This window comes from Paraburkholderia aromaticivorans, assembly GCF_002278075.1.
In the GTDB taxonomy this organism is placed as follows: Bacteria; Pseudomonadota; Gammaproteobacteria; order Burkholderiales; family Burkholderiaceae; genus Paraburkholderia; species Paraburkholderia aromaticivorans.
Window position 1 is genome coordinate 827,657 of the sequence record NZ_CP022990.1, and the last position, 21,679, is coordinate 849,335.

The following is a 21,679-nucleotide window of genomic DNA, read 5'->3' on the forward strand; positions in this document are numbered from 1 at the left end:
CGTATGGGCGGATTCGCCGGCAAGGCGAGCGCCGGCAAGGCGAGCGCCGGCAAGCCGGGTTCGGCAAAACCCGCGCAAACCTGCCAGACTAACCTCTGATCCTGACTCCTGATCCTGATTCCTGAGCCTGTTTTCTGGTCGTGATCGCTGCCGCCCTCTGGATATGGCACGCGGCGCCCCCATCTATGCCAACATGACTTCGGCCACCAGCACCTCTGCCGCCGCCCTGGATGCGGCTTCCGGCACCGCATCCGGTTGTGTCGTGACGCCCGTGGTGGGAGGGTGGGCGGCCGACGCGCTGGGCGATTTTCATCCCGCGGTCGCGAGCTGGTTCCGCCAGCGCTTCGCCGCCCCGACCGAGGCCCAGGCCGCGGCGTGGCCGCAGATTCGCGGTGGCCGCTCCACGCTGGTGGCCGCGCCCACGGGTTCGGGCAAGACCCTCACCGCCTTCCTGTCCGCACTCGACGATCTGGTCCAGCAAGGGCTCGCCAACGGCGGCGCACTGCCCGACGAAACACTGGTGGTCTACGTTTCTCCGCTCAAGGCGCTCTCCAACGACATTCGCCTCAATCTGCAAGTGCCGTTGCAAGGCATTGCCGCGGAACTCGACGCGCGCGGCTTGCCGCCGCTGGATATCCGCACCGCGGTGCGCACCGGCGACACCACCCAGCAGGAACGCAACGCGTTGAAAAAGCGCGCGCCGCATATTCTCGTGACCACGCCGGAATCGCTTTACGTGTTGCTCGGTTCGGACTCCGGCCGCCGCATGCTCGCGACCGTGCGCACGGTGATCGTCGACGAAATTCACGCGCTGGCCGGCAGCAAGCGCGGCAGCCACCTCGCGCTCAGCCTGGAGCGGCTCGACGCGCTGTGCCGGCGGCGCCTGCCGCGCATCGGCCTGTCTGCGACGCAAAAACCGGTCAGCGCTGTCGCGCGCTTTCTGGTGGGCGGCGCGAGTCTGGACAGCGACCTGCCGGCCGATTGCGCGATTGTCGACGTGGGTCACGTCCGCGCCCGCGATCTCGCGCTCGAAATCCCGCCCGTGCCGCTCGAAGCGGTGATGCCCAACGAGGTGTGGGAACGCGTCTACGACCGTCTCGCCGAACTGGTGGCGATGCACCGCACCACGCTCATCTTCGTCAACACGCGCCGCATGGCCGAGCGCGCCGCGCGCCATCTGACCGAGCGGCTGGGCAAGGACGTGGTCGCGGCGCACCACGGCAGCCTCGCGAAAGAACATCGGTTCGACGCCGAACAGCGCCTGAAACGCGGCGAACTGCGCGTGCTGATCGCCACGGCTTCGCTGGAACTCGGCATCGATATCGGCGACGTCGATCTGGTCTGCCAGATGGGTTCGCCACGCGCGATCGCGCCGTTCCTGCAACGCGTCGGCCGCTCGGGCCACCATGTCGGCGGGATGCCGAAAGGCCGGCTCTTTCCGGCGTCGCGCGACGATCTGATCGAATGCGCCGCGCTGCTCGATTGCGTGCGGCGCGGCGAACTCGACGCGTTGCGCATTCCGCGCGCCCCGCTCGATGTGCTCGCCCAGCAGATCGTCGCGGAGGTTGCGAGCGCCGAATGGAGCGAAGACGCGCTGTTCGAGATGATGCGGCGCGCCGCGCCGTACGCGGACCTGACACGCGAACAGTACGACGCCGTGCTGCGCATGCTTGCCGAAGGCTATACGAGCCGCAACGGTCCGCGCGGCGCCTATATTCACCGCGACGTGGTGAGCGGCACGCTGCGTGGCCGGCGCGGCGGCAAGCTGGTCGCCGTCACGTCGGGCGGCACGATTCCCGAGAACGCCGACTATGCGGTGGTGCTCGAACCGCAGGCGATCCACATCGGCACCGTCAACGAGGATTTCGCCGTCGAAAGTCTCGCCGGCGACGTGTTTCAGCTCGGCAACGCGTCGTACCGGATTCTGCGGATCGAAAGCGGGCGCGTGCGGGTCGAGGACGCGCAGGGGCAGCCGCCGAATATTCCTTTCTGGCTGGGCGAAGCGCCGGGACGCAGCGACGAGCTGTCGTTCGGCGTCGCGCGTTTGCGTGAACAGATCGGGCGGCTTCTCGACGCGAACGCTCCGGTGGCGCCGGCCGTCGTGGCGGACGTGGCCGGAATGGAAGCTGAAGCTGAAGTTCAAACGCTCCCTGCCCGCCTCGACCACGCGACCCACTGGCTCGAACACAACCTCGGTCTCGACGAAGCCGCCGCGCGCCAGATCGTCGACTATCTCGCCCGCGCGCGCGCCGCGCTCGGCGTGCTGCCCACGCAGAACACGCTGGTGATGGAGCGTTTCTTCGACGAATCCGGCGGCACCCAACTCGTGATCCACGCGCCGTTCGGCAGCCGCGTGAACCGCGCGTGGGGCCTCGCGCTGCGCAAGCGGTTCTGCCGCACCTTCAACTTCGAACTGCAAGCCGCCGCCACCGAAGATGCAATCGTGCTGTCGCTGACCGGCAGCCATTCCTTCGTGCTCGACGACGTGTGGCGCTATCTGCATTCGAACAGCGCGGAGCATCTGCTGATTCAGGCGCTGCTCGACGCGCCGCTGTTCGGCGTGCGCTGGCGCTGGAACGCGACCACCGCGCTCGGCTTGCCGCGTTATACCGGCGGCCGCAAGACCGCGCCGCAATTGCAGCGCATGCGCAGCGAAGATCTGCTGGCGAACGTGTTTCCCGAACAGGCTGCCTGTCTGGAGAACGTGGTCGGCGAACGCGAGCTGCCGCGGCATCCGTTAGTGGACCAAACCGTCGACGACTGTCTGCACGAGGCCATGGATAGCGAAGGCTGGCTCACGCTGCTGCGCCGGATCGAACAGGGCGACGTTCAGCTGGTTGCGCGCGATTTGCCGGCGCCCTCGCCGCTCGCGGCCGAAATCCTCAATGCGAAGCCCTATGCGTATCTCGACGACGCGCCGATCGAGGAACGCCGCACGCAGGCCGTGCTGAGCCGCCGCTGGACGGATCCGTCGAGTGCCGACGATCTCGGCGCGCTGGACGCCGGCGCCATCGAAAGCGTGCGCGACGAAGCATGGCCGCAGGCGCGCAACATCGACGAGATGCACGAGGCGCTGACGGGGCTTGCGTGCATCACCGAGGCCGAAGCGCGCCATCACGAAGGCTGGCCGGCGTGGCTCGCGGCGCTGGCCGACGCCGGCCGCGCCAGCCGCTTGCAATTCGCCTCGGGCGACGCCGTGTGGCTGCCCGTGGAGCGCCTCACCTGCTTCGAGGCGCTCTATCCCGACGCCCGCTTCGCGCCCCCGCTCGCCGCGCCGAAAGGCTACACGGAGAGCTGGCACACCGACGACGCCTTGCTCGACGTGCTCCGTGCGCGTTTGACGGGTTTCGGCCCGCTGCCGGTCGGCGCGATCGCGGCGGCGCTAGACTTGCCGGCGGCCTCGGTCGAACAGAGCCTCACGCGCCTCGAAGCCGAAGGCTACGTGATGCGCGGGCGCTTCACGCCGCAAGCCGCGGAAGAAGAATGGTGCGAGCGGCATCTCCTCGCGCGCATCCACCGTTACACGGTGAAACGCTTGCGCCGCGAAATCGAGCCGGTGGAACGGCACGACTTCATGCGTTTTCTGTTCGAGTGGCAGCACCTGACGCCGGACACGCGCAGCGAGGGGCGCGACGCGCTGGCCGCGGTGCTCGAACAGCTCGAAGGCTTTCAGGCCGCGGCGGGCGCGTGGGAGGAAGACATCCTGCCGGCGCGCGTGAAGGCGTATGTAAATACTTCGCTCGACGAACTATGCCGGGCCGGCAAGATAGTCTGGACCCGCCTGACGGAGCGCGCGCGCGGCGCGTCGGGACCGGTCCGCAGTACGCCGATCGTGCTGCTGCCGCGCGCGCAGGTGCGCGTCTGGAGCGCATTGCTCGATCCGTCGAAGCAACCGGAGTTGTCGGCGCGCGCGCAAGGCGTGTACGACGCGCTCACGCAACACGGCGCCATGTTCTTCGACGAACTGCTGGCTGAAGTTCGCGTATTGCGTATGGAACTCGAAAACGCGCTGGGCGAACTGGTGGCCGCGGGCCTCGTGAACTCCGACAGTTTCGCGGGCTTGCGCGCGTTGCTGAAGCCGGTTGCCAAACGCAATGCGTTTTCCAGCAACCGGCGCGCACGCTCGAGCGCGCTGATCGGCGGCATGGACGACGCGGGCCGCTGGGCGCTGGTCACCCGTCCCGCGGCCGCTGTTGCAGCCGGGACGACGCCGGAGCGCCGCCGGCAACTACCGCCTGAAGTGCTCGAACATGTCGCGATGACGCTGTTGCGCCGTTATGGCGTGGTGTTCTGGCGGTTGCTCGAACGCGAGGCAGATTGGCTGCCGCCATGGCGAGATCTCCTGCGCGTATTCCAACGGCTCGAAGCACGTGGCGTGATTCGCGGCGGACGTTTTGTGAATGGCCTCGCGGGTGAGCAATTTGCGCTGCCTGAAGCGATTCCGGTATTGCGGGAAGTCCGACGGCATGCGAACGATAGTGCTTTTGTGTGTGTCGCCGGCACGGATCCATTGAATCTCGCGGGCACCTTGCTCGTCGGCGAACGCGTGCCCGCGGTGGCGGGCAATCGGATTCTGTATCGCGACGGCGTCGTGGTGGCGACGCTCGTGGCCGGGGCGTTCTGGTTCGATCCTTCGCTGGAAGCGGTTCCCGCCGCGAGAGAGCAGGCTCGTGCATGGCTCGCGCGGCGGTTTTGACCGTTTTAACCGTTTGGCATGCGGGCCGCCGGTCACAAGTTCGCTTTCCGTGGCGCATAAAGAAACACTAAAGGTGCGCCCGCACTTACCGATAATCTTTCTAAGCCCGAACGCCAGCCGCTTCGCTACAATGGGGACAGTCTTTAAGTATGATGAAGACTGTTTGCCGACTCCGCCTTCAAGACGGCCAACGGCACACACCGCCCGGGGATCTCATGAACGACGACCAACACGACCAGGTGCTTTATGCCCAGTTCGGCACAAGCAGCCCATGCTGGCGTCTGTCGAACGACAGCAACGCGCTCGAACTCACGCCCGTGACTGGCGACGTGCCTGCCAATGTCGCCATTCCGCTGAATCCCCAGCAGGCCTCGCAAATCCGTTGCCTCACCGGCGTGACCTCGCATCTCGTGCTCGACGTGCGGCTGTTCGGCGAGCCGCTGCGCCTGCATCTCGTCGGTAAAAAGCTCACCAGTAACTCCTGGGCCGGTACCGCTTCGGCCTATGACGACACCGAATCCGTCGCGCGCGATCTGGTCCATGGCCTCTCGTTCGCCGAACAGGTCGTTTCCGAGGTGAATTCGGTCGTCGTGATCGTCGACCGGCACGGCCGGATACAGCGCTTTAACCGGCTCGCCGAGGAACTCACGGGCGTCAAGGAAGAAAACATCATCGGCCGCAACGTGTGGGCGCTCTTTATGTCTACCGAAGACGGCGCGGCCTCCAGTCAGAACATTGCGGGCTTCTTCAATCGCGGCGTGTCGTACGAAGTCGAGCGGCGCGTCAAAACGGTGCATGGCGAACGGCTTTTCCTGTTTCGCAACAAATTCGTTCACAGCGGCAGCGGCGTCGAAGAGCAATTCCTGATCTGCTCGGGCACCGACATCACCGAGGAACGGCTCGCGCAGGAACGCCTCACCGAACTGGCGAACACCGACTCGCTCACCGGCCTCGCGAACCGCAACGCGATCCAGGACAAGATCCGCGCCGCCATTGAAGACGCCGCGCCGGGCGAGGAAATCGGCGTGCTGTTTCTCGACCTCGACAACTTCAAGAAGGTCAACGATCACTACGGCCACGTCTTCGGCGACCGCCTGATCCGCGACGTGTCGACCGCCATCAGCGCCTGCCTGAACGAAGGCGACACACTCGCGCGGCTGGGCGGCGACGAATTCATCGTGCTCGCGGCCAAGGGCTCGGCGCACGCGCTCGAAGCCACCGCGCAGCGCATACTCGAACGCATGCGCACGCCGTTCAGCCTCGGGCTGGTGGAGGTCTACACCGGCTGCTCGATCGGCATCGCGCTGTATCCGGAACACGGCGACAACCTCGAATCGCTGATCCGTTCCGCCGACACCGCCATGTACGTCGCCAAAGACGAAGGCAAGCGCACCCACCGCGTGTTCTCGCCCGACATGAACCGCAAGGTCGCGGAATATATGTGGCTCGACACCAACCTGCGGCGCGGTCTCGAAGAAGGCCAACTGACTCTGCATTACCAGCCGAAACTGTCGCTCGCCACCGGCGTGGTCCAGGGCGCCGAAGCGCTGGTGCGCTGGAATTCGCCGGAGCGCGGACAGATCATGCCCACCGAGTTCATCCGTTACGCGGAAGAGTCCGGGCTGATCGGCGTGCTCGGCCGCTGGGTCATGGAAACGGCCGCGAAACAGGCCGCCAAATGGAAAGCGGACGGCTACAACCTGCGCATCGCGATCAACGTGTCGGCGCGGCAACTCGTCGATACGGCCGTGGTCCGGCATTTCACCGAGGCGCTGCAACACGCGAATCTCGATCCCTGCCTGATCGATCTCGAACTGACCGAGAGCTGCCTGATCGAAGACGAAACGGCCGCGATCGATCTGATCAAGCAGTTCCGCCAGATCGGCGCGCAGGTTCATCTGGATGATTTCGGCACCGGCTATTCGTCGCTGTCGCAGCTCGGCCGGATTCCGCTCGACGTCATCAAGCTCGATCGCAGCTTCGTGCGCTCGATCAACGCCGATACCAAGGCGCAAGCGCTGGTACGCTCCATGGTGGTCGTCGCGCAGGAGCTGAATTTCAAGGTGGTCGCCGAAGGGATCGAAACCGAGTCGGAAGAACTGTTCATGAAGGGCTTGGGCGTCGACTACGTTCAGGGCTTTCTATACGGCCAGGCCATGCCGGCGGCTGAATTCGAGCGCTGGCTGCAGGATAGACAGAAGCTCAGACTGATTGCCTGAGCTTCCGTACGCCCCACGGAAAAGTCCCCCGGGTAGCCGCCCCCCTGCGGCTTGTTACGTTCCGACTTACGCTCGAAGTTGCGTATGCAGCCCAAGCCGGTTCAGGCGAAATTGGCCGTGCTGACGGCCGTCTGCCGCAGATTCGACGTGCGCCGGTTCTGCAGCGTCACGAGCCGTTCCATGAAGGCCAGATCCTTTTCTTCGATCGTGAAGGCGGCCTCCACCCAATCCTCAGTGATTTCCATCAGCTCGGCGCGCGAGAGTTGCAGCACGCGCTGGCGTGCCCGCAGCATCGCGCGGATGCCGTTCATTTTGGGTTTGAGCGTGTCGATGAAGGTACGGGTCGCCATATACGCTTCGCCCGGCTCGAACAGTTGATCGACCAGGCCTTTGCCGTAGTGCCACTCAGCCGTATGCGATTCGCCGACGCCGATCAGTTCCTCCGCGAGCCGCATGCCGACTTTGCGCGCCACCAGTGAATAGCCGCCCATGCCCGGGAACAGATTGAAGGCGATCTCCGGGAAGCCCATGCGCGCGTCGCTCTGCGCGAGCAGGAAATGATGGGCGAGCGCGGCCTCGAAGCCGCCGCCGAGCGCCGTGCCCTCCACCATCGCAATCGAAATCGCCCCCGTGTCGAACCCCCGCGACGCCGCGTGCACGCAATCGACACACGCCCGCGCGTACGCCATCAGCGCCTGGCGCTTACCGGTGCGGATCGCGTCCGCGAAGAAGTCCAGATCGCCGCCGACGTTGTACATGGTCGGAATCAAGGAGCCGGTGACCCAGAAGTCGATCGGCAATCCCGAGTCTCGCGCTGCCTGCGCGAGCTCCAGAATGTCGTGCACCAGGTCGAGATTGAAACAGGGACGCGGCTGCGCCCGCAACATCATCCACATGATGTTGCGGCCTTCTTCGTAGTAAGCGGAAATTTGCGAAAGATTGCCGGCCTCAAGAAACGGACGGCAGGCGTGGTGGTTATGGAGATTCATTTGAACGGTCCTTTTAAGGTTAAACACTGGTATTGCCATGCGAGCCTAAAGCAGACCGGAATCGGATGGGAGCGGGGTAACCAACAGATGAATGCAAGCGGCGCTCAAAGCCGCGCCAGCCGGCGCTGTGCGCGGTGGTGGGGGTTTGGCGGCGGGTCCTCGCGACGCAAACGCTTGCGCACTGAAGATGGGCGAAAATGACCCACAAATGAGCGCAGAGCGCCTGTCAAATTACCTACAGCCGAGGATTGAATTTCTTGCCGCGGAGGAAAGAGAAAGAAATAGTCTTCGATTAGAAAATGCAATCGAAAATATGAGTGGCGAATGGTTTTTTTCTGGCTTGTGCGCTAACAGACGGAATATCCGTTTCGCATATTCAAACGCGCGTGCAACCTGTGCCGCGCATCTCCTATAGGGTGGATGCGCGGCACGGGCGGCCGGCTTGTTACGCTCTCATGCAGTGGATGATTGCGCGCGTCGTGCCGGCCGTGGTGTCGTGAAACCGCTCAAGGCGCGGCCGCGATCACTTCCGCGACCGCGGCCGTGAGCTTCTTGCCGTACGGCACGTGCAGGAACTCGTTGGGGCCGTGCGCGTTCGATTTCGGTCCGAGCACGCCGCACACCATGAACTGCGACTTGGGGAACCCCGCCTTCAGCACGTTCATGAGCGGAATCGTGCCGCCCTGCCCCATGTAGGCGACGTCGGCGCCGTAGTGCTGGCGCGACGCGTCGTTCAGCGCCGTGGCCAGCCACGGGGCGAGATCGGGCGCGCTCCAGCCGCTCGCCGCGCCGGCATCCGGCTTGAAGGTCACCTTTGCGTTGTACGGCGGGTCGACTTCGAGCAGCGCCTTCAGTTCGGCGACGGCCTTCTCCGCCTCGATCAGCGGCGGCAGCCGCAGCGACAGCTTGAACGCCGTGCGCGGACGCAGCACGTTGCCGGCGTCGGCGAGCGCGGGCAAGCCGGCCGCGCCCGTCACCGACAGGGACGGACGCCACGTCGAATTGAGCAAGGCCTCCTGCGGATCCGTCGTGGTGGGCAACACCTGGCGGCCGTCCTGACCGCATGCCCATGGCAGCTTTTTCCAGACGTCGTCGCCGAGAATCTGGGCGGTGGCTTGCGCCTCACGCATACGGTCCGCCGGAATCTCGACATGGAAACCCTTCGGCAGCAACGTGCCGTTCGCGGAGTCTTCCAGACGGTCGAACAGTTGCCGCATGATGCGAAAACTCGACGGCGCGATCCCGCCATAGCCGCCCGAGTGAATGCCTTCGTCGAGCACCTGCACTTCCAGGTCGCCGGCGACTAGTCCGCGCAACGACGTGGTGAGCCACAGCTGGTCGTAGTTGCCCGCGCCCGAATCCAGACACACGACGAGACCCACCTTGCCGAGGCGCTCGCGCAGCGCGTCGACGTACGGCAGCAGGTCGTAGCTGCCCGACTCCTCGCAGGTTTCGATCAGACCGACGCAGCGCGGACGTTCGACTCCTTGCGCGTCGAGCGCCGCGAGCGCGGTGATGCTGGCGTAGATCGCATAGCCGTCGTCGGCGCCGCCGCGGCCGTACAGCTTGTCGTTCTCGAGCTTGGGCGTCCACGGCCCCAGATCGTTGCGCCAGCCGTCGAACTCGGGCTGCTTGTCGAGGTGGCCATACAGCACAATGGTTTCTTCGCTGCCGGAACGGGTGGCCGGCGTTTCGAAGAAGATCACCGGCGTGCGGCCCGGCAAGCGGATCACTTCGAGTTTCAGGCCGCGCACGGCCTGCTGCTCGGCCCATTGTGCGGCGTCGGTGATCACACGTTCCAGATAGCCGTGCTTGACCCATTCAGGATCGAACGCCGGACTCTTGGCCGGCACCGCGATGTAGTTCGTGAGCGCGGGCACGATCTCGTCGTTCCACTTGCGGTCCACGAATTCACGTAGCGTGTCCGGGTTGATGCGTTGAGACTGTTGGGTCGTGTCGTCGGAGATCATGATGGTGGTCCGTGGCGGTTCTGTTCAGTCGAAACGACCATGATAGTCCTGATGCGCGATCGGCTGAACCCCTCGCCGCGCATCGTGCCGGCTCTGCAGCTGTCGCCGCTGCCCATGGCGGCCGATTCCCGCGTGGCACGACGCGTTTGCCGCGCCCCTGCACGAACAAACAAGGGCGCGGTAATCGCGCGACAATCGGGCATACGTCGTGTGTGGGGAGGCGGCTCATGAGTGGCAATCTCGTCGTTCAGGCCATCGCCGCGGTGCTGGCGTTGGCGCTCTATTTTCTGCCGGCCGTTCTGGCGGACCGGCGCAAACGCCACGACGTGCTGACGCTGGCGCTCTTCAATGCCTGTCTTGGCTGGACCGTGTTCGGCTGGCTGCTTGCGCTTTACTGGTCATTGCAACCGAACCCGCCGAAGAACATCGCCGGCGAGGTGGAGCAGACACGCAAACTCGTGAGCATGCGAGCGTTTTCGTCCGCGCTGCTCGTGCGCGTGCAGCGACGAACCACGCGGGAGCGCTCTGAGGACTAGATCAAACGGCGCGCGGCAGCGCGGGAAAGCGGAAGAGCGGGACAGTGGAACGGCCGACCGGAGCACCGGCCGGCCCAGCCGCCTGGTTCAGGCAGCGCGGCCTACGCGGTTCCACAGAACGGAACCAGCGGGAATGGAGCGCGGCTCTGCGCGCACGCTCGCGGGTGCAAACATCTCGCGGCGCAGCTCGCCGTGTTCGTCGAACCACTCGCAAATCAGCCAGTTGCCCGGATTGAGCGCCACCGGCCCTGCGTATGTCACCGTCATTCGCGAGCCCCCTTCTTTCAACGTGACCACGTCTCCGACATTGAACTGAGCGGCTGGCGGTGTCTGGAATGCGTCAATGGTAGCGGTTAGCATATTTACCCCCTACGGAACCGTTGAGCGTCATTAAATCGTTGCGCCGGATTTCTCGACATTAGACCTGCTGAAGTAAAACTCTAAAAAAGTTTGCCAAGATTAACAATCGAAATTAATCACCGCAAGCGCTTTTTATTGATACCGTTTTCATCGGCAGTGGAATGGCTTCCACTGCCGGCGGACCCAGGGTAAAACCGGAAAACCCTTCAACAGGCCGCCTGGCGCCCTGTCCGTGCGGCACCGCACGATCGCAACTGTTACTGCAGCGCACTCGCACAGGCAGTGGAAAATGCGAAGCGGTTTTGTCATATGTAAAGCAGCGACACAGGATATTCAGGTTTATTCTGATCCAGCGCAAACAGAATTACCTGTGAACCACTCAGTCATCGGTAAATGCGGGATGCTTAAAATGGCCGTTGTTTAAAGAATTACCTAATAAGTCCCGACGGCCTCTGATGAAAACGGTTACGGTCGCCCGATTTTTAAAGCCGCTGCGCCGCGCGCCGCAACGCGAACTGCTGATGACGCACCAGCAGCACGCTCAAGCCGATGCACACGAACATCAGCAACGCGTTGATGGTCAGGCTGATCTGGAACGCGTGCGCATAGACGCCCGGCGTCGCGCGGCCGCCAATGGCCCCAAAGAACGCGCCGCTGATGGCCGCCGTGCCGAACGCCGAGCCGATCTGCAGCGTCGACGAGACCACGCCCGACGCAAGTCCGGCTTTCTCCGGCGCGACTTCCAGCAACACGATGCGCATGATCGACGGCAGCAGCAGACCATGACCGACACCCGCGCACACCAGGCCGCAATAGAACAGCAGATCCGGCGTGGCCGACTGGGTCGCGGACCAGCCCGTGACCGTAAAGCCGAGCGTCATCATCGAAAAACCGAGCGTCAGCACGTGAGCGCCGATGCGCCTGACCACCGCCGGCGAGGTCAGCGGCCCGAGCACGAAGCCGATCGCGAACGGCATGATCGCCATGCCCGAGGCGAGCGCCGTCCAGTGCAAACCGGTTTGCAGGAAAATCCCGTAGGTCAGGAAAAATGCGCTGTTGCAGTAGAACAGGAACGCGAGCACGAGGCCGAGCGCAAAGGCCGGGTTACGGAACAACTGCAGGTCCACCAGCGGATGGCCGCCGGCGCGCTCGACTCGCCGCTCGGTCCGCACGAAGAGCGCGAACGCGGGGACCGCTAGCGCGAACATCACGAAGGTCCACGTCGGCCAGCCCGCTTCGCGGCCGTGCGTCATCGGGTAGATGAGCAGCAACAGCACAGCGGAGAGCAGCACCACGCCCTTCAGGTCGATGCCGGTATGCGTGGCCGGCTGATTCTCCGGCACGAACTTCCAGGTGCCGAGAAACGCCGTAATGCCGATCGGAATGTTGATGAGAAAAATGATGCGCCAGTCGAGTCCGAACGGGTGGTACGTGATCAGCGCGCCGCCGCCCAACTGCCCGACAATCGACGACAGCCCGAATACGAAGCCGTACAGGCTCATCACTTTGGTCTGCTGATGCAGCGGCACGACCGCGCGAATGGTCGCGAGCACTTGCGGCGCCATCACGGCGGCGGCGATGCCCTGCACGATCCGCGCGATCACCAGCATGTGCCCGCTGGTCGCGAAACCGCACAGCGCCGAGGCGACCACAAACGCCGCCATGCCCGTCATGAACATGCGGCGGCGGCCGAACAGGTCGCCGAGCCGGCCGCCCGTGATCAGCAGCACCGCGTACGCCGAGGCGTAGGCGGAGACGACCAGTTGCAATTGCGCGTCGCTGGCGTTCAGGCCGGTGTGGATCGAGGGCAACGCGAGATTGACGATGAAATAATCGAGCGGCGCGAGAAAGGCGCCGACGAACAGCACGGCAAGCGCCAGCCCCTGCCGTTCGAAACGCGGCGCAGTCTTGTCGGCCGACGCCGCCACGCTCGCGGCCACGGCGCCCGGACAGGTCACCGCGCCGGCTGCCGCGCCCTTGGGCCCGGCCAGTGCCGCCGGAGCGGACTTGATGGCTTCGCTATTCATGACTGATCGTTCAAAAATTAGGTAAAAAAATTTAGACGAGCGCACGCATGGCGACGTCTACGATGCCTGTCAGCGCGTCTTCCTGGTGAGCGACCCGCCCCAGCACGCGCAGACCTTGCATCACGCAGAGCAGGAAATCGCCGACGGCTTTTTCGTCGAGCGTGGAATTGAACGCGCCGCTTGCCTGACCGCGAATCACCGACGCCGCCAGCAGCGTTGCCATGCGGCGCTGAATCGCGGCGACGCGGGTGCGCAGTTCCTCGTCGCCCGGCTGCATTTCCAGCGTGGTGTTGGTGATGAAACAGCTGCGCTCGCCGGTCAGCGCGCATGCGACCCGCGCGTAGTGCAGCAAGGCATTGCGCAGCGCCTCTTCCGGCGGCACCGGCGCGTTGAGCCGCTCGGCGAGCCGCGCGACCGAACCTTCGGCGTAGTGCTCCAGCGCGGCCAGCATGATGCCGTGCTTGTCGCCGAATACGCCGTACAGACTGCCGCGCAGCAGCCCGGTGGCTTTGCACAGGTCGTCGATCGACGTGGCGTGGTAGCCATGATTCCAGAACACCTGGCTCGCGCTCGCGAGGACCGTGTGCGTGTCGAACTCGCGCGGCCGGCCCCGGGCACAAACCTCGCCGGCTTTTTTCCCGGATTGCTTTGCGGTTTGCTTTGTGGTCTGTTTCACGCCTTGCTTTGAATCGCCAGATTGCTTCATGCAATCGATATTATGACCAGGCGTTCAAGAAAGCAAGACGAGTTTCCGTAGGGTGCGCTGCGCGTCGGCGCGGGATACAACAAAAACCGGCGCCGGGTTCGACCCGTGCGCCGACTTGATCGCTTGAACGGCCGGGGAACGGCGCGAGCTCAGGTTTCGAGTTTCGCGTCCATCGTAATCGTGGCGTTCAGGACTTTGGACACCGGACAACCGGCCTTGGCGTCGGCGGTCGCCTTGTCGAAGGCGGCCTTGTCGCCGCCGGGGATCTTCACCGCCACGTCGAGATGGACCGCGGTGATCGCGAAACCGCCGCCGTCCTTGTCGAGCGTGACCGTGGCCGTGGTGCCGATACGCTCGGGCGTGATGCCGGCCTTGCCCAGTTCCGCCGACAGCGCCATCGAGAAACACCCCGCATGCGCAGCCGCAATCAGCTCTTCCGGATTCGTGCCGATGCCGTCCGCGAAGCGTGTCGAAAACGAGTATTGGGTCTCCTTGAGGACGCCGCTGTCGGTGGAAATCGAGCCCTTGCCGTCTTGCAGGCCGCCTTGCCAGACTGCTGATGCCTTGCGCTTCATCGCTCTCTCCTGTTTGTGCCCTGCTTCGCGCGCTCCACGACCGGATCTGATGCCCGCCGCCACGGTCCCGCCCGGATGGTGTGCGGCTTCGGCATCGGTCGCGAGTGCCGCGCGGCGTTGCAGACGCGGGCGGAAACCGAACTTCATCATAGGCGCTTCCGTGTGCCAGCGTCGTGACGATGCCGGCAATGGATCGAAACAGAAGCTGCGCCGATAACTGTATCAATAACGGCAATAATCTTTCTTCGGGAAGCCGCTTTTTCACCGACCTTGCAAGAAATAGACTGTTTTCAACGGATCGGTACAGAGCATCGAACCGATCTCACCAATAAATCCAATACTGGAGGTCATCATGAAATCGCTCATTTCCGCAGTGGTCATCGCATCCACGCTTGTCGTTCCAGCTGTCTCGTTCGCCCAGCAGGCCAATGGCCTGACACGCGCGCAGGTGCGCGCCGAACTGGTTGCCGCGCAAAAAGCGGGCCTCGTGAATCAGAACGACGTCGACTATCCGAAGACGGTGCCGCAAAGCGGTACGGCAGTGGCCGCGGTGGCCACGGGTTCGCAGGACGTCGGCGGCGTGAAGGCGGTTTCCTCGGATGCCGGCGCGCGAGACCCGCTGCAGCAAGGTCCGTTCTCCACGTATCGCGGCCAGTAAGCCGTATGCCGCGCCGTAGAGCGGCGCGGTTCAGCGCGTTGTGGGCAGCACCATGGTCAGCGCCCTTGCCGGCGCTACTCGGCGAACGGCAAACTCTCCTGGCCCACGGCGCGCATGCCGAATACGTTCAGCGTCATTGCCACCAGTGCGTAGTAGCCGAGCAGTCCCACCAGGTTGATCACGACCTGATGGCCGAAACGCTCGACCGCCCTCGCATAGGTCGCCTCGGAAACACGCTTGGTGTCGTATAGTTCGTTCGCGAAGTCGTGAATCAGCGCGTCCTCGGCTTGCGCGAAATCCGGGCGCAGGCCCTGGCGAATCGCCTCGGCATCCGCTACGGACACGCCGGCTTCCAGCGCGATCGGATAGTGGATGTACCACTCCGCCTGCGCCTGCCAACGCGCCGCCGTCACCAGAATCGCCAGCTCCGAAAGCCGCAGCGGCAAACCAGTGCGGTAGCGGCAGAACGCGCCCAGACGTTGCGCCTGCTGCGCCAGTTCCGGGCTATGAATCCAGCCGAGAAACGGTCCGTTCAGATTGCCGCGCGGGCCCGCCAGGATTTCGTCGAGCACCGCTTTCTGCTCGGGCGTGGCGCCGGACGGGTCGAAATGAGGCAAACGTTCGGTCATCGTCGTTCTCGCAAGTCGGGGTGGTGTCGAAGGTCTCAGACAGCGGCCAGCGCGGCGCCAATCGCATCGGTGAGCCGGTTGACGATTTCGTCGATGTCGCGCGCGGCGCAGATAAACGGCGGCGCCAGTAACACATGATCGCCGATCTTGCCGTCGACCGTGCCGCCCATCGGATACACCATCAAACCACGCGCGAAGGCTTCGCGCCGGATCGCCGCGTGCAGCTTGAGGCCGGCGTCGAACGGCGTTTTGCCGGCGCGATCCTCGACCAGTTCCACGCCGACGAACAACCCTCGTCCGCGTATATCGCCGATGTGCGGATGCTGCGCATAGTGCTCGCGCAAGCGGCCGCGCAATTGTTCTCCGCGCGCCAGCACGTTGGGCAGCAGTTCGTCTTCCTCGATCACGCGCTGCACTTCGAGCGCCGCGGCACAGGCAACGGCATGGCCGATATAGGTATGGCCATGCTGAAAGAACCCCGAGCCGCCGACGATCGCCTGGTAAATCCGCTCGCTCACGAGGGTCGCGCCGATCGGCTGATAGCCCGCGCCGAGCCCCTTGGCGATGGTGAGGATGTCGGGCGCCACGCCGTCTTCTTCGCAGGCGTACAGATAGCCGGTGCGGCCCATGCCGGACATGATCTCGTCGAGAATCAGCAGCACGCCATAGCGGTCGCACACCGCGCGAATCTTGCGAAAGTATTCCCGCACCGGCGGCACGGCGCCGGCCGTCGCGCCAACCACCGTTTCCGCGACGAACGCCGCGACCGTGTCCGCGCCGAGTTCGAGAATCTTCTGCTCGAGTTCATCGGCAAGACGTTGCGCGAAGGCCTCGTCGGTTTCGTCGGCACGCTGCTCGCGATACGCGTAACACGGGCTCACGTGATGTGCTTCGATCAAAATCGGCAGGAACGGCTCACGGCGCCACGCATTGCCGCCGATTGCCAGCGCGCCGAGCGTGTTGCCGTGATAGCTCTGGCGACGCGCGATGAAATGGCGCCGCTGCGGTTCGCCCTTTTCCACGTAATACTGACGCGCGAGTTTCAGCGCCGCCTCGATCGCCTCGGAGCCGCCCGACACGAAGTACACATGTTCGAGTCCTTGCGGCGCGCTCGCCACCAGGCGCTCGGCGAGTGCTTCAGCGGCTTCGGTCGTGAAGAACGAGGTGTGCGCATACGGCAATTGCTGCGACTGCCGTTTGATCGCGTCGATCACGCGCTGGTTGCTATGACCGAGACACGAGACGGCGGCGCCGCCGGATGCGTCGATATAGCGCTTGCCCGTGGAATCGACGATCTCGATTCCGTCACCCGCGACGGCGACCGGCAGCGACTGCTTCGGCGAACGATGAAACACGGTGGACATGATTGTCGGATTCCTGTTGGTTGCGGCGACCGGTCAGGCGGCGGTCGGTCCGCCTGCCGTGCGGGTGATGAAGTTGTCGAATACGCACCGCGCCTGCCGGTAAACTTTCATCGACACACCCGCGCTGCCGATCTCGAAGAGCGCGGTGGCAAGCGTGTTTTCCCCGTCGGGATCGTGCGGGTCGCCGCGATAGATCGGCAGGCCGGCTGGCGCGCGATCGCGTAAGACGTCGAGCAATGCGGCCGGTTGTAACGGGTCGGTGATCGCGGGCAACAACGCATTTACGCGCATCTGGCGCTCGCGCGAAGAGTCCGTGACGATTTGCGCTTCGGCGTCGCAGCCCGGATGAATCATGTGGTTCGCGTGGCCGTAAAGATTCGCCACCGCATGCACCGAGCAGCGCTGCGCGCTCGCTTCGACGCTGACAAGGCGCGCGTCCCCCGCGCAGCCGAGCGTATGGTGAAAGCCGCTCGCGGCCGGCATGTCGCGCAACATATGCAGCGCCTCGTCGAGCGAGGTGGCATCGAGTACGGCTCGCGCGAGAATCATGCGCGGCACGCCTGCAACGGGGACGCGAATGCGCAGGTTGTTGATCGCCTGCACGATGCCGGCATGGCTCGCGGCAAACGTGTGTCCCGGCAGCGACCCCGGATAATAGAAACTCACGAAGCCCGGCTTGCCGGCCCGTCGAACCTCGACCAGCGCGCAGCGCTCGCGCAGAAACGGATCGCCGTCTTCGTTGTGCGCGATGAAACGCGTGTTGCCAGCCCGCGCCGCCAAGGTGGTGCAGCCGTCTGGCGCGTTGTGAATCAGTTCGCCACGACAGTTCCACAGGAACACGTCTTGCGCCGACCAGCCCAGGCCGTCCGCCATGCCGTCCAGTTCGGCCAGCAACGCCGGGCAATGCGCGCGTGCCGCCTCGCGCAGTGTCTGCACGAAAGGGTCGCCGCGCCAGCGCCGAACCGCCTGCCATGCTGCGCTCTGATTCATGTAATCGGCGAACACCGGCCGCGCGAGTTCGCCTAGCCGGCGGCCGATTTCATACGGCTCGCCACTCACCTGAAAAAGATCCCATCCCTGCTTCGACGTCAGCATCACATCATCTCAACAATCGGTACTTATTTATAATTCATAACAACACTTGTTGTCAAACGATAGGGCATCAATCCATATGGAGCGTTGCTGCGCTCCCGCAGGACCTGCCGGATTCAGACGAGAATGTTCACGGGACGTACGCGCCTTTCGCGTGCAGCGACTGCTCGGCGATGGCGAGTTGTTCGACCGCGCCCGCGCCCTCGAGCGCGAGCAGATGCGCGACCAGCGATTCGGCGATCGCGGTCGCCGCCACCAGTGAAGGAAAGAACGAAGGGCTTTCGTGCGAAAAGATCAACACCTTGTCGGCGTTCAGCGCGATCGGCGACACGGCGCTGTCGGTGATGGCGATCAGCTTGCTGCCTTTTTCCAGCGCGGCCTCGGCCACGCGCGCGGCTTCGACCGAATACGGCGCGAAACTGATCACGATGGTCGCGCTATCGCGCTCGACCGTGCGCAATTGCATTTCCAGCGTGCCGGCCTCGCCATTGAGCAGGGACACCGAGGAACGAAACAGCCGGTACCCGTAGACGAGGCCGAACGCCACCGCGTAACAGGAGCGGAAGCCGGCCACATGCACGTGCGGCGCGCGCCGCAACAGACGCGCCGCTTCCACGATCACACGGCCGTTATGCGCGGCGGTGACCTCGAGGTTGTGTTGTTGCGCGATCAGCAGGTCGCTCGCCAGCGCGTCCTTCGATTTGACGAGCGAACGGGCGCGGCTTGTCAGCGGCTCGGGCCGCGTGCGCACGCGCGCGACGAACAGGTTGCGCAATTCGTTCCAGCCGGGGAAACCGAGTTGCTGCGACAGACGCACCAGTGAGGCTGGTTGCACCTGCGCGCGTTCGGCGACTTTGCGCATGGACGAGACCGCGACTTCGTCGGGATGATCGAGCAGGAATGCAGCCCCCATCTGGAACTGCGGACTCAGTTCGGAGAAGCGCGCCCGGATCAGGGCGGCAAGCTGGTCGAAACTGTCTGGCATGCGAAATTACCGGGCGAGCGGTCGATGAGGGCGACAACAAATGTTACCACCCCGCACATGGGCGCCAACAGGAGGGGCGCCATCTGGCGAGTGACAAACGAATTCTGTCCTGTCGCAAACAAAGTTATCCTCACGATTTTTCGCAAATAAAACCGTCCCAGAAAGACGACCTCGGCGTTCACGGCTTCCGCCATAAGGGTCTGCGGAAACGTTCTTCCTCACCAAGCCCCCGCTTTCGCTTCATTGTAAATACTGCCAACGCCCATCCGAATGATCGATGCCAAGACCATCATCGGACTCTATTGGTTGCAGAACAAACTCAAACTGTCTTCCAGCGGGAGTAAAGGCGCGACATAACGCGGAAATCGCATGCGACGCACAGCGGACGGCCCATATAAGGCCGTTCGAAAGATTGCAATGCGTATCGCCATGAACAAAACGGAGGCAGGTTTTGAGTGGAAAAGAATCGCGGCCCATCTCGGGGTTCGGGTGACTTGCCTCCTGGCTCAGCCGTTGAGCTACCGTGCAGGTATCTGCGTCTCCTCAAGACGGGCGCTACTCGTACCACTTTGCGCTCACCCTCGCCCCCATCCCACGCTCAAAGCAACGCGACCACCCGCACGTCGCCCTGCTCCGCCGAAGCCACGACCTTCTCGCCGATCCGGCGGAACGTGATCGACACCGACGCATCGCCCACCCGCAAATCGCTCAATTCGAGCCAGTCGATGCCTTCAGGCAGCATCGGCTGCTCGATCAGCACCTCGCGCCGTTCGGCGTCGATCGTGATGCCCAGACACGCTTCGAGCATCATGAACGGCGAACCCGCTGCCCAGGCCTGCGGCAAACAGGCGACCGGATAAGCGGTGGGCGGCTCGCCGCGCCGCCGTGGGAAACCGCAGAACAGCTCCGGCAAACGCATGTCGAAATTGACCGCCGCCTGGAACAGCGCCTGCAGCAGCCGCACCGCCGCCGCCTTGCCGCCGTAGCGCGACAGGCCGCGCGCGCACAGCGCGTTGTCGTGCGGCCAGACCGAGCCGTTGTGATACGCCATCGGATTGAAGCGCGCCTGGCTCGCGGCCAGCGTGCGCACGCCCCAGCCGGTGTGGAACAACGTGGAGTCGAGCGCGCGCACCACCGACTCGCCGCGCTCGCGCGAAGGCAGGCCGAAGGCGAGCAGGTGACCCGCATTCGAAGCCATCACCCGGCACAGTTCGCCGTGACCGTCGAGCGCAATGCCGTAGAAGCCCGCCTCCGGCATCCAGTATTTTGCTTCGACGCACTGACGAATCGTCTTCGCGCGCTCGCTGTATTGTGCCGCCGAATCGTGCAGGCCGCGCACCTTCGCAAAGTGAGCCATGGTGTCGAAGGCGGCGCTTGCATACGCCTGCACTTCGACGAGCGCGATGGGGCCGTCGGGGAAACGGCCGTCGGCGTGAAAGACGGAATCGTGGCTGTCCTTCCAGCCCTGATTCGCCAGACCGCCGTCCGACTCGCGCTGATAGTCCAGCAGGCCGAAACGATTCCTGTCGCATACGCCCGCGACCCACTGCGCCGCGCGCTCGAGCGCCGGCCACAATTCGTCGATCAACGCGCTGTCGCCCGTGCGCGCCGCATAGGCGCCGGCCAGCACGATGAACAACGGCGTGGTGTCGACGCCGCCGTAATACAGCGCAAACGGCACTTCGCCGGTGGCGGCCATTTCGCCCTTGCGCATCTCATGCATGATCTTGCCGGGCGCGGCATCGCGAAACGGCGAATTCTCACGCGCCTGATGTTCGGCGAGAAAACGCAGGACGCCGGCGGCCAGTTGCGGCTGCAACCAGAGCGTTTGCAGCGACGTGATGACCGCGTCGCGGCCGAACGGCGTCGAGAACCAGGGAATGCCGGCGTACGGATACGGGCCGGTCACGAGATCCGTGGTCAGCAGGCCGAGATCCGCGAGCGAGCGGTCGATCCACGCATTGAAAAGCGGATTGCTCGAACGCACGCGCGCGGTAGCGCGGCGGCGCTCGCGCATGACGAGGTGGGCGTCGACGAGCGCGGCGCGCACCGCGGCGCGGCCGACACGCGGGCGCTCCGCGTCGATTTGCGACAGATGCGCTTCGCTCACCGCATGGGTGGGCTGCGACACGCCTGCGCCGGGGTTGTCCGCATGCGCGACCACCTGCACCGCGACCGACAGGTAGATCGACACGCATGCCTGCGCGGGCAGCTTGACGGTGTAATCCGCGCGGTCGGCGAACAGCTTGTCCGGCTCCGGCGAAAAGGCGATCTGCACATTGCGCGCCACGTCGTCGAGGCCCACATAGCCGAGCAGCACTTCCCGATTTTCGACGCGCGCCGGTTCGACGCGGCCCTGCTTGTCGCGCTTCAGGCCGCGCACTTCGAACATGTCGCGAAAGTCGCTCGCGAACGAAATGGACAGCGGCACCACGGCGTCGCTCGTGCCGTAGTTGGTCAGTTCGATGGCTTCGTTGAGGACGGTGCCCGACAGCACCCGCACGCGTTCGACGTGGATCACGCCTTCGGGCGTGCTGTCGCCGCCGAGCGGCGGCAACGGGCGGTTGGTCAGATGCGCGGTGAACGAGGTGTTGTCGCTGCTGACGCTGCCCGACAGCAGCGACGGCGCGCGTCCGCCGAAGGTGAGGCGCAGTTGCGAGAGAACCCGGGTGTCGTTGACGAACAGGCCGTCGTCGTGGCCGGTGATATCGCCGAGCGGATCGTTGACGATAAAGGTGTCGCCCGACTTCAGCACGTGCTGGGTGGCGCTCGCGACGTTGAGATTTTCCGTGGGGATGAATACGCCGTCCGGCTCGGGTTCGCGGTGATCGATTCCGCCCGAAAGGCCGCCGAGGGCTTCTGGCTGCTGCATC

15 protein-coding genes are annotated in these 21,679 nt (G+C 64.5%); 4 read left to right on the forward strand and 11 right to left on the reverse strand.

Features of this window, described 5'->3' with window-relative positions; genetic code table 11:
• Window positions 1-163 precede the first annotated feature (163 nt).
• Window positions 164-4,696 (forward strand): DEAD/DEAH box helicase, encoded by a 4,533-nt coding sequence (locus CJU94_RS23415; protein ID WP_095421061.1) that lies wholly within the window; start codon window positions 164-166, stop codon window positions 4,694-4,696.
• Between the two features lie 215 nt (window positions 4,697-4,911).
• Window positions 4,912-6,915, forward strand: coding sequence for a cyclic di-GMP phosphodiesterase (pdeR, locus tag CJU94_RS23420; protein ID WP_095421062.1), 2,004 nt, complete (start codon window positions 4,912-4,914; stop codon window positions 6,913-6,915).
• 101 nt (window positions 6,916-7,016) lie between these two features.
• Here the strand turns inward: pdeR and CJU94_RS23425 are convergent, their stop codons facing one another.
• Complete coding sequence (locus tag CJU94_RS23425; RefSeq protein WP_095421063.1) at window positions 7,017-7,904, reverse strand: crotonase/enoyl-CoA hydratase family protein; 888 nt, start codon at window positions 7,902-7,904, stop codon at window positions 7,017-7,019.
• Between the two features lie 506 nt (window positions 7,905-8,410).
• Entirely contained in the window at window positions 8,411-9,874 is a 1,464-nt protein-coding gene (locus CJU94_RS23430) for a M20 family metallopeptidase (protein WP_095421064.1), read from the reverse strand.
• 227 nt (window positions 9,875-10,101) lie between these two features.
• Here CJU94_RS23430 and CJU94_RS23435 point away from each other — a divergent pair, with 227 nt between their 5' ends.
• A complete protein-coding gene (locus CJU94_RS23435) occupies window positions 10,102-10,410 on the forward strand; it encodes a superinfection immunity protein (protein WP_095421065.1) in 309 nt (102 codons plus the stop codon).
• 87 nt (window positions 10,411-10,497) lie between these two features.
• Here the strand turns inward: CJU94_RS23435 and CJU94_RS23440 are convergent, their stop codons facing one another.
• The 4 genes from CJU94_RS23440 to CJU94_RS23455 all read right to left on the reverse strand — a co-directional run bounded on the left by CJU94_RS23440 (window position 10,498) and on the right by CJU94_RS23455 (window position 14,078).
• Window positions 10,498-10,770 (reverse strand): YodC family protein, encoded by a 273-nt coding sequence (locus CJU94_RS23440; RefSeq protein ID WP_095421066.1) that lies wholly within the window; start codon window positions 10,768-10,770, stop codon window positions 10,498-10,500.
• Between the two features lie 482 nt (window positions 10,771-11,252).
• The gene (locus CJU94_RS23445; protein ID WP_095421067.1) at window positions 11,253-12,797 is read right to left on the reverse strand and encodes an MFS transporter; all 1,545 of its coding nucleotides are present in this window, start codon (window positions 12,795-12,797) and stop codon (window positions 11,253-11,255) included.
• 31 nt (window positions 12,798-12,828) lie between these two features.
• Window positions 12,829-13,503, reverse strand: coding sequence for a TetR/AcrR family transcriptional regulator (locus tag CJU94_RS23450; RefSeq protein WP_095421068.1), 675 nt, complete (start codon window positions 13,501-13,503; stop codon window positions 12,829-12,831).
• A 149-nt stretch (window positions 13,504-13,652) separates the two neighbouring features.
• Window positions 13,653-14,078, reverse strand: a complete 426-nt coding sequence (locus tag CJU94_RS23455) for an OsmC family protein (protein WP_012427331.1) — start codon at window positions 14,076-14,078, stop codon at window positions 13,653-13,655.
• Window positions 14,079-14,430: 352 nt separating this feature from the next.
• Here CJU94_RS23455 and CJU94_RS23460 point away from each other — a divergent pair, with 352 nt between their 5' ends.
• Window positions 14,431-14,736 carry a DUF4148 domain-containing protein gene (locus CJU94_RS23460; RefSeq protein ID WP_095421069.1) on the forward strand — a complete coding sequence of 102 codons (306 nt, stop codon included), beginning with the start codon at window positions 14,431-14,433 and terminating at the stop codon, window positions 14,734-14,736.
• 74 nt (window positions 14,737-14,810) lie between these two features.
• On the opposite strand, the gene CJU94_RS23465 is transcribed toward CJU94_RS23460, so the two are convergent.
• The 5 genes from CJU94_RS23465 to CJU94_RS23485 all read right to left on the reverse strand — a co-directional run bounded on the left by CJU94_RS23465 (window position 14,811) and on the right by CJU94_RS23485 (window position 21,678).
• Window positions 14,811-15,365, reverse strand: a complete 555-nt coding sequence (locus tag CJU94_RS23465) for a carboxymuconolactone decarboxylase family protein (RefSeq protein WP_095421070.1) — start codon at window positions 15,363-15,365, stop codon at window positions 14,811-14,813.
• Window positions 15,366-15,400: 35 nt separating this feature from the next.
• On the reverse strand, window positions 15,401-16,729 hold the full coding sequence (locus CJU94_RS23470; RefSeq protein WP_095421071.1) for an aspartate aminotransferase family protein: 1,329 nt from the start codon (window positions 16,727-16,729) through the stop codon (window positions 15,401-15,403).
• A gap of 33 nt (window positions 16,730-16,762) precedes the next feature.
• Entirely contained in the window at window positions 16,763-17,824 is a 1,062-nt protein-coding gene (locus CJU94_RS23475; RefSeq protein WP_095421072.1) for a C45 family autoproteolytic acyltransferase/hydrolase, read from the reverse strand.
• Window positions 17,825-17,951: 127 nt separating this feature from the next.
• Complete coding sequence (locus tag CJU94_RS23480; protein ID WP_095421073.1) at window positions 17,952-18,806, reverse strand: MurR/RpiR family transcriptional regulator; 855 nt, start codon at window positions 18,804-18,806, stop codon at window positions 17,952-17,954.
• 598 nt (window positions 18,807-19,404) lie between these two features.
• On the reverse strand, window positions 19,405-21,678 hold the full coding sequence (locus tag CJU94_RS23485; protein WP_095421074.1) for an amylo-alpha-1,6-glucosidase: 2,274 nt from the start codon (window positions 21,676-21,678) through the stop codon (window positions 19,405-19,407).
• Between the last annotated feature and the right edge of the window lies 1 nt (window position 21,679).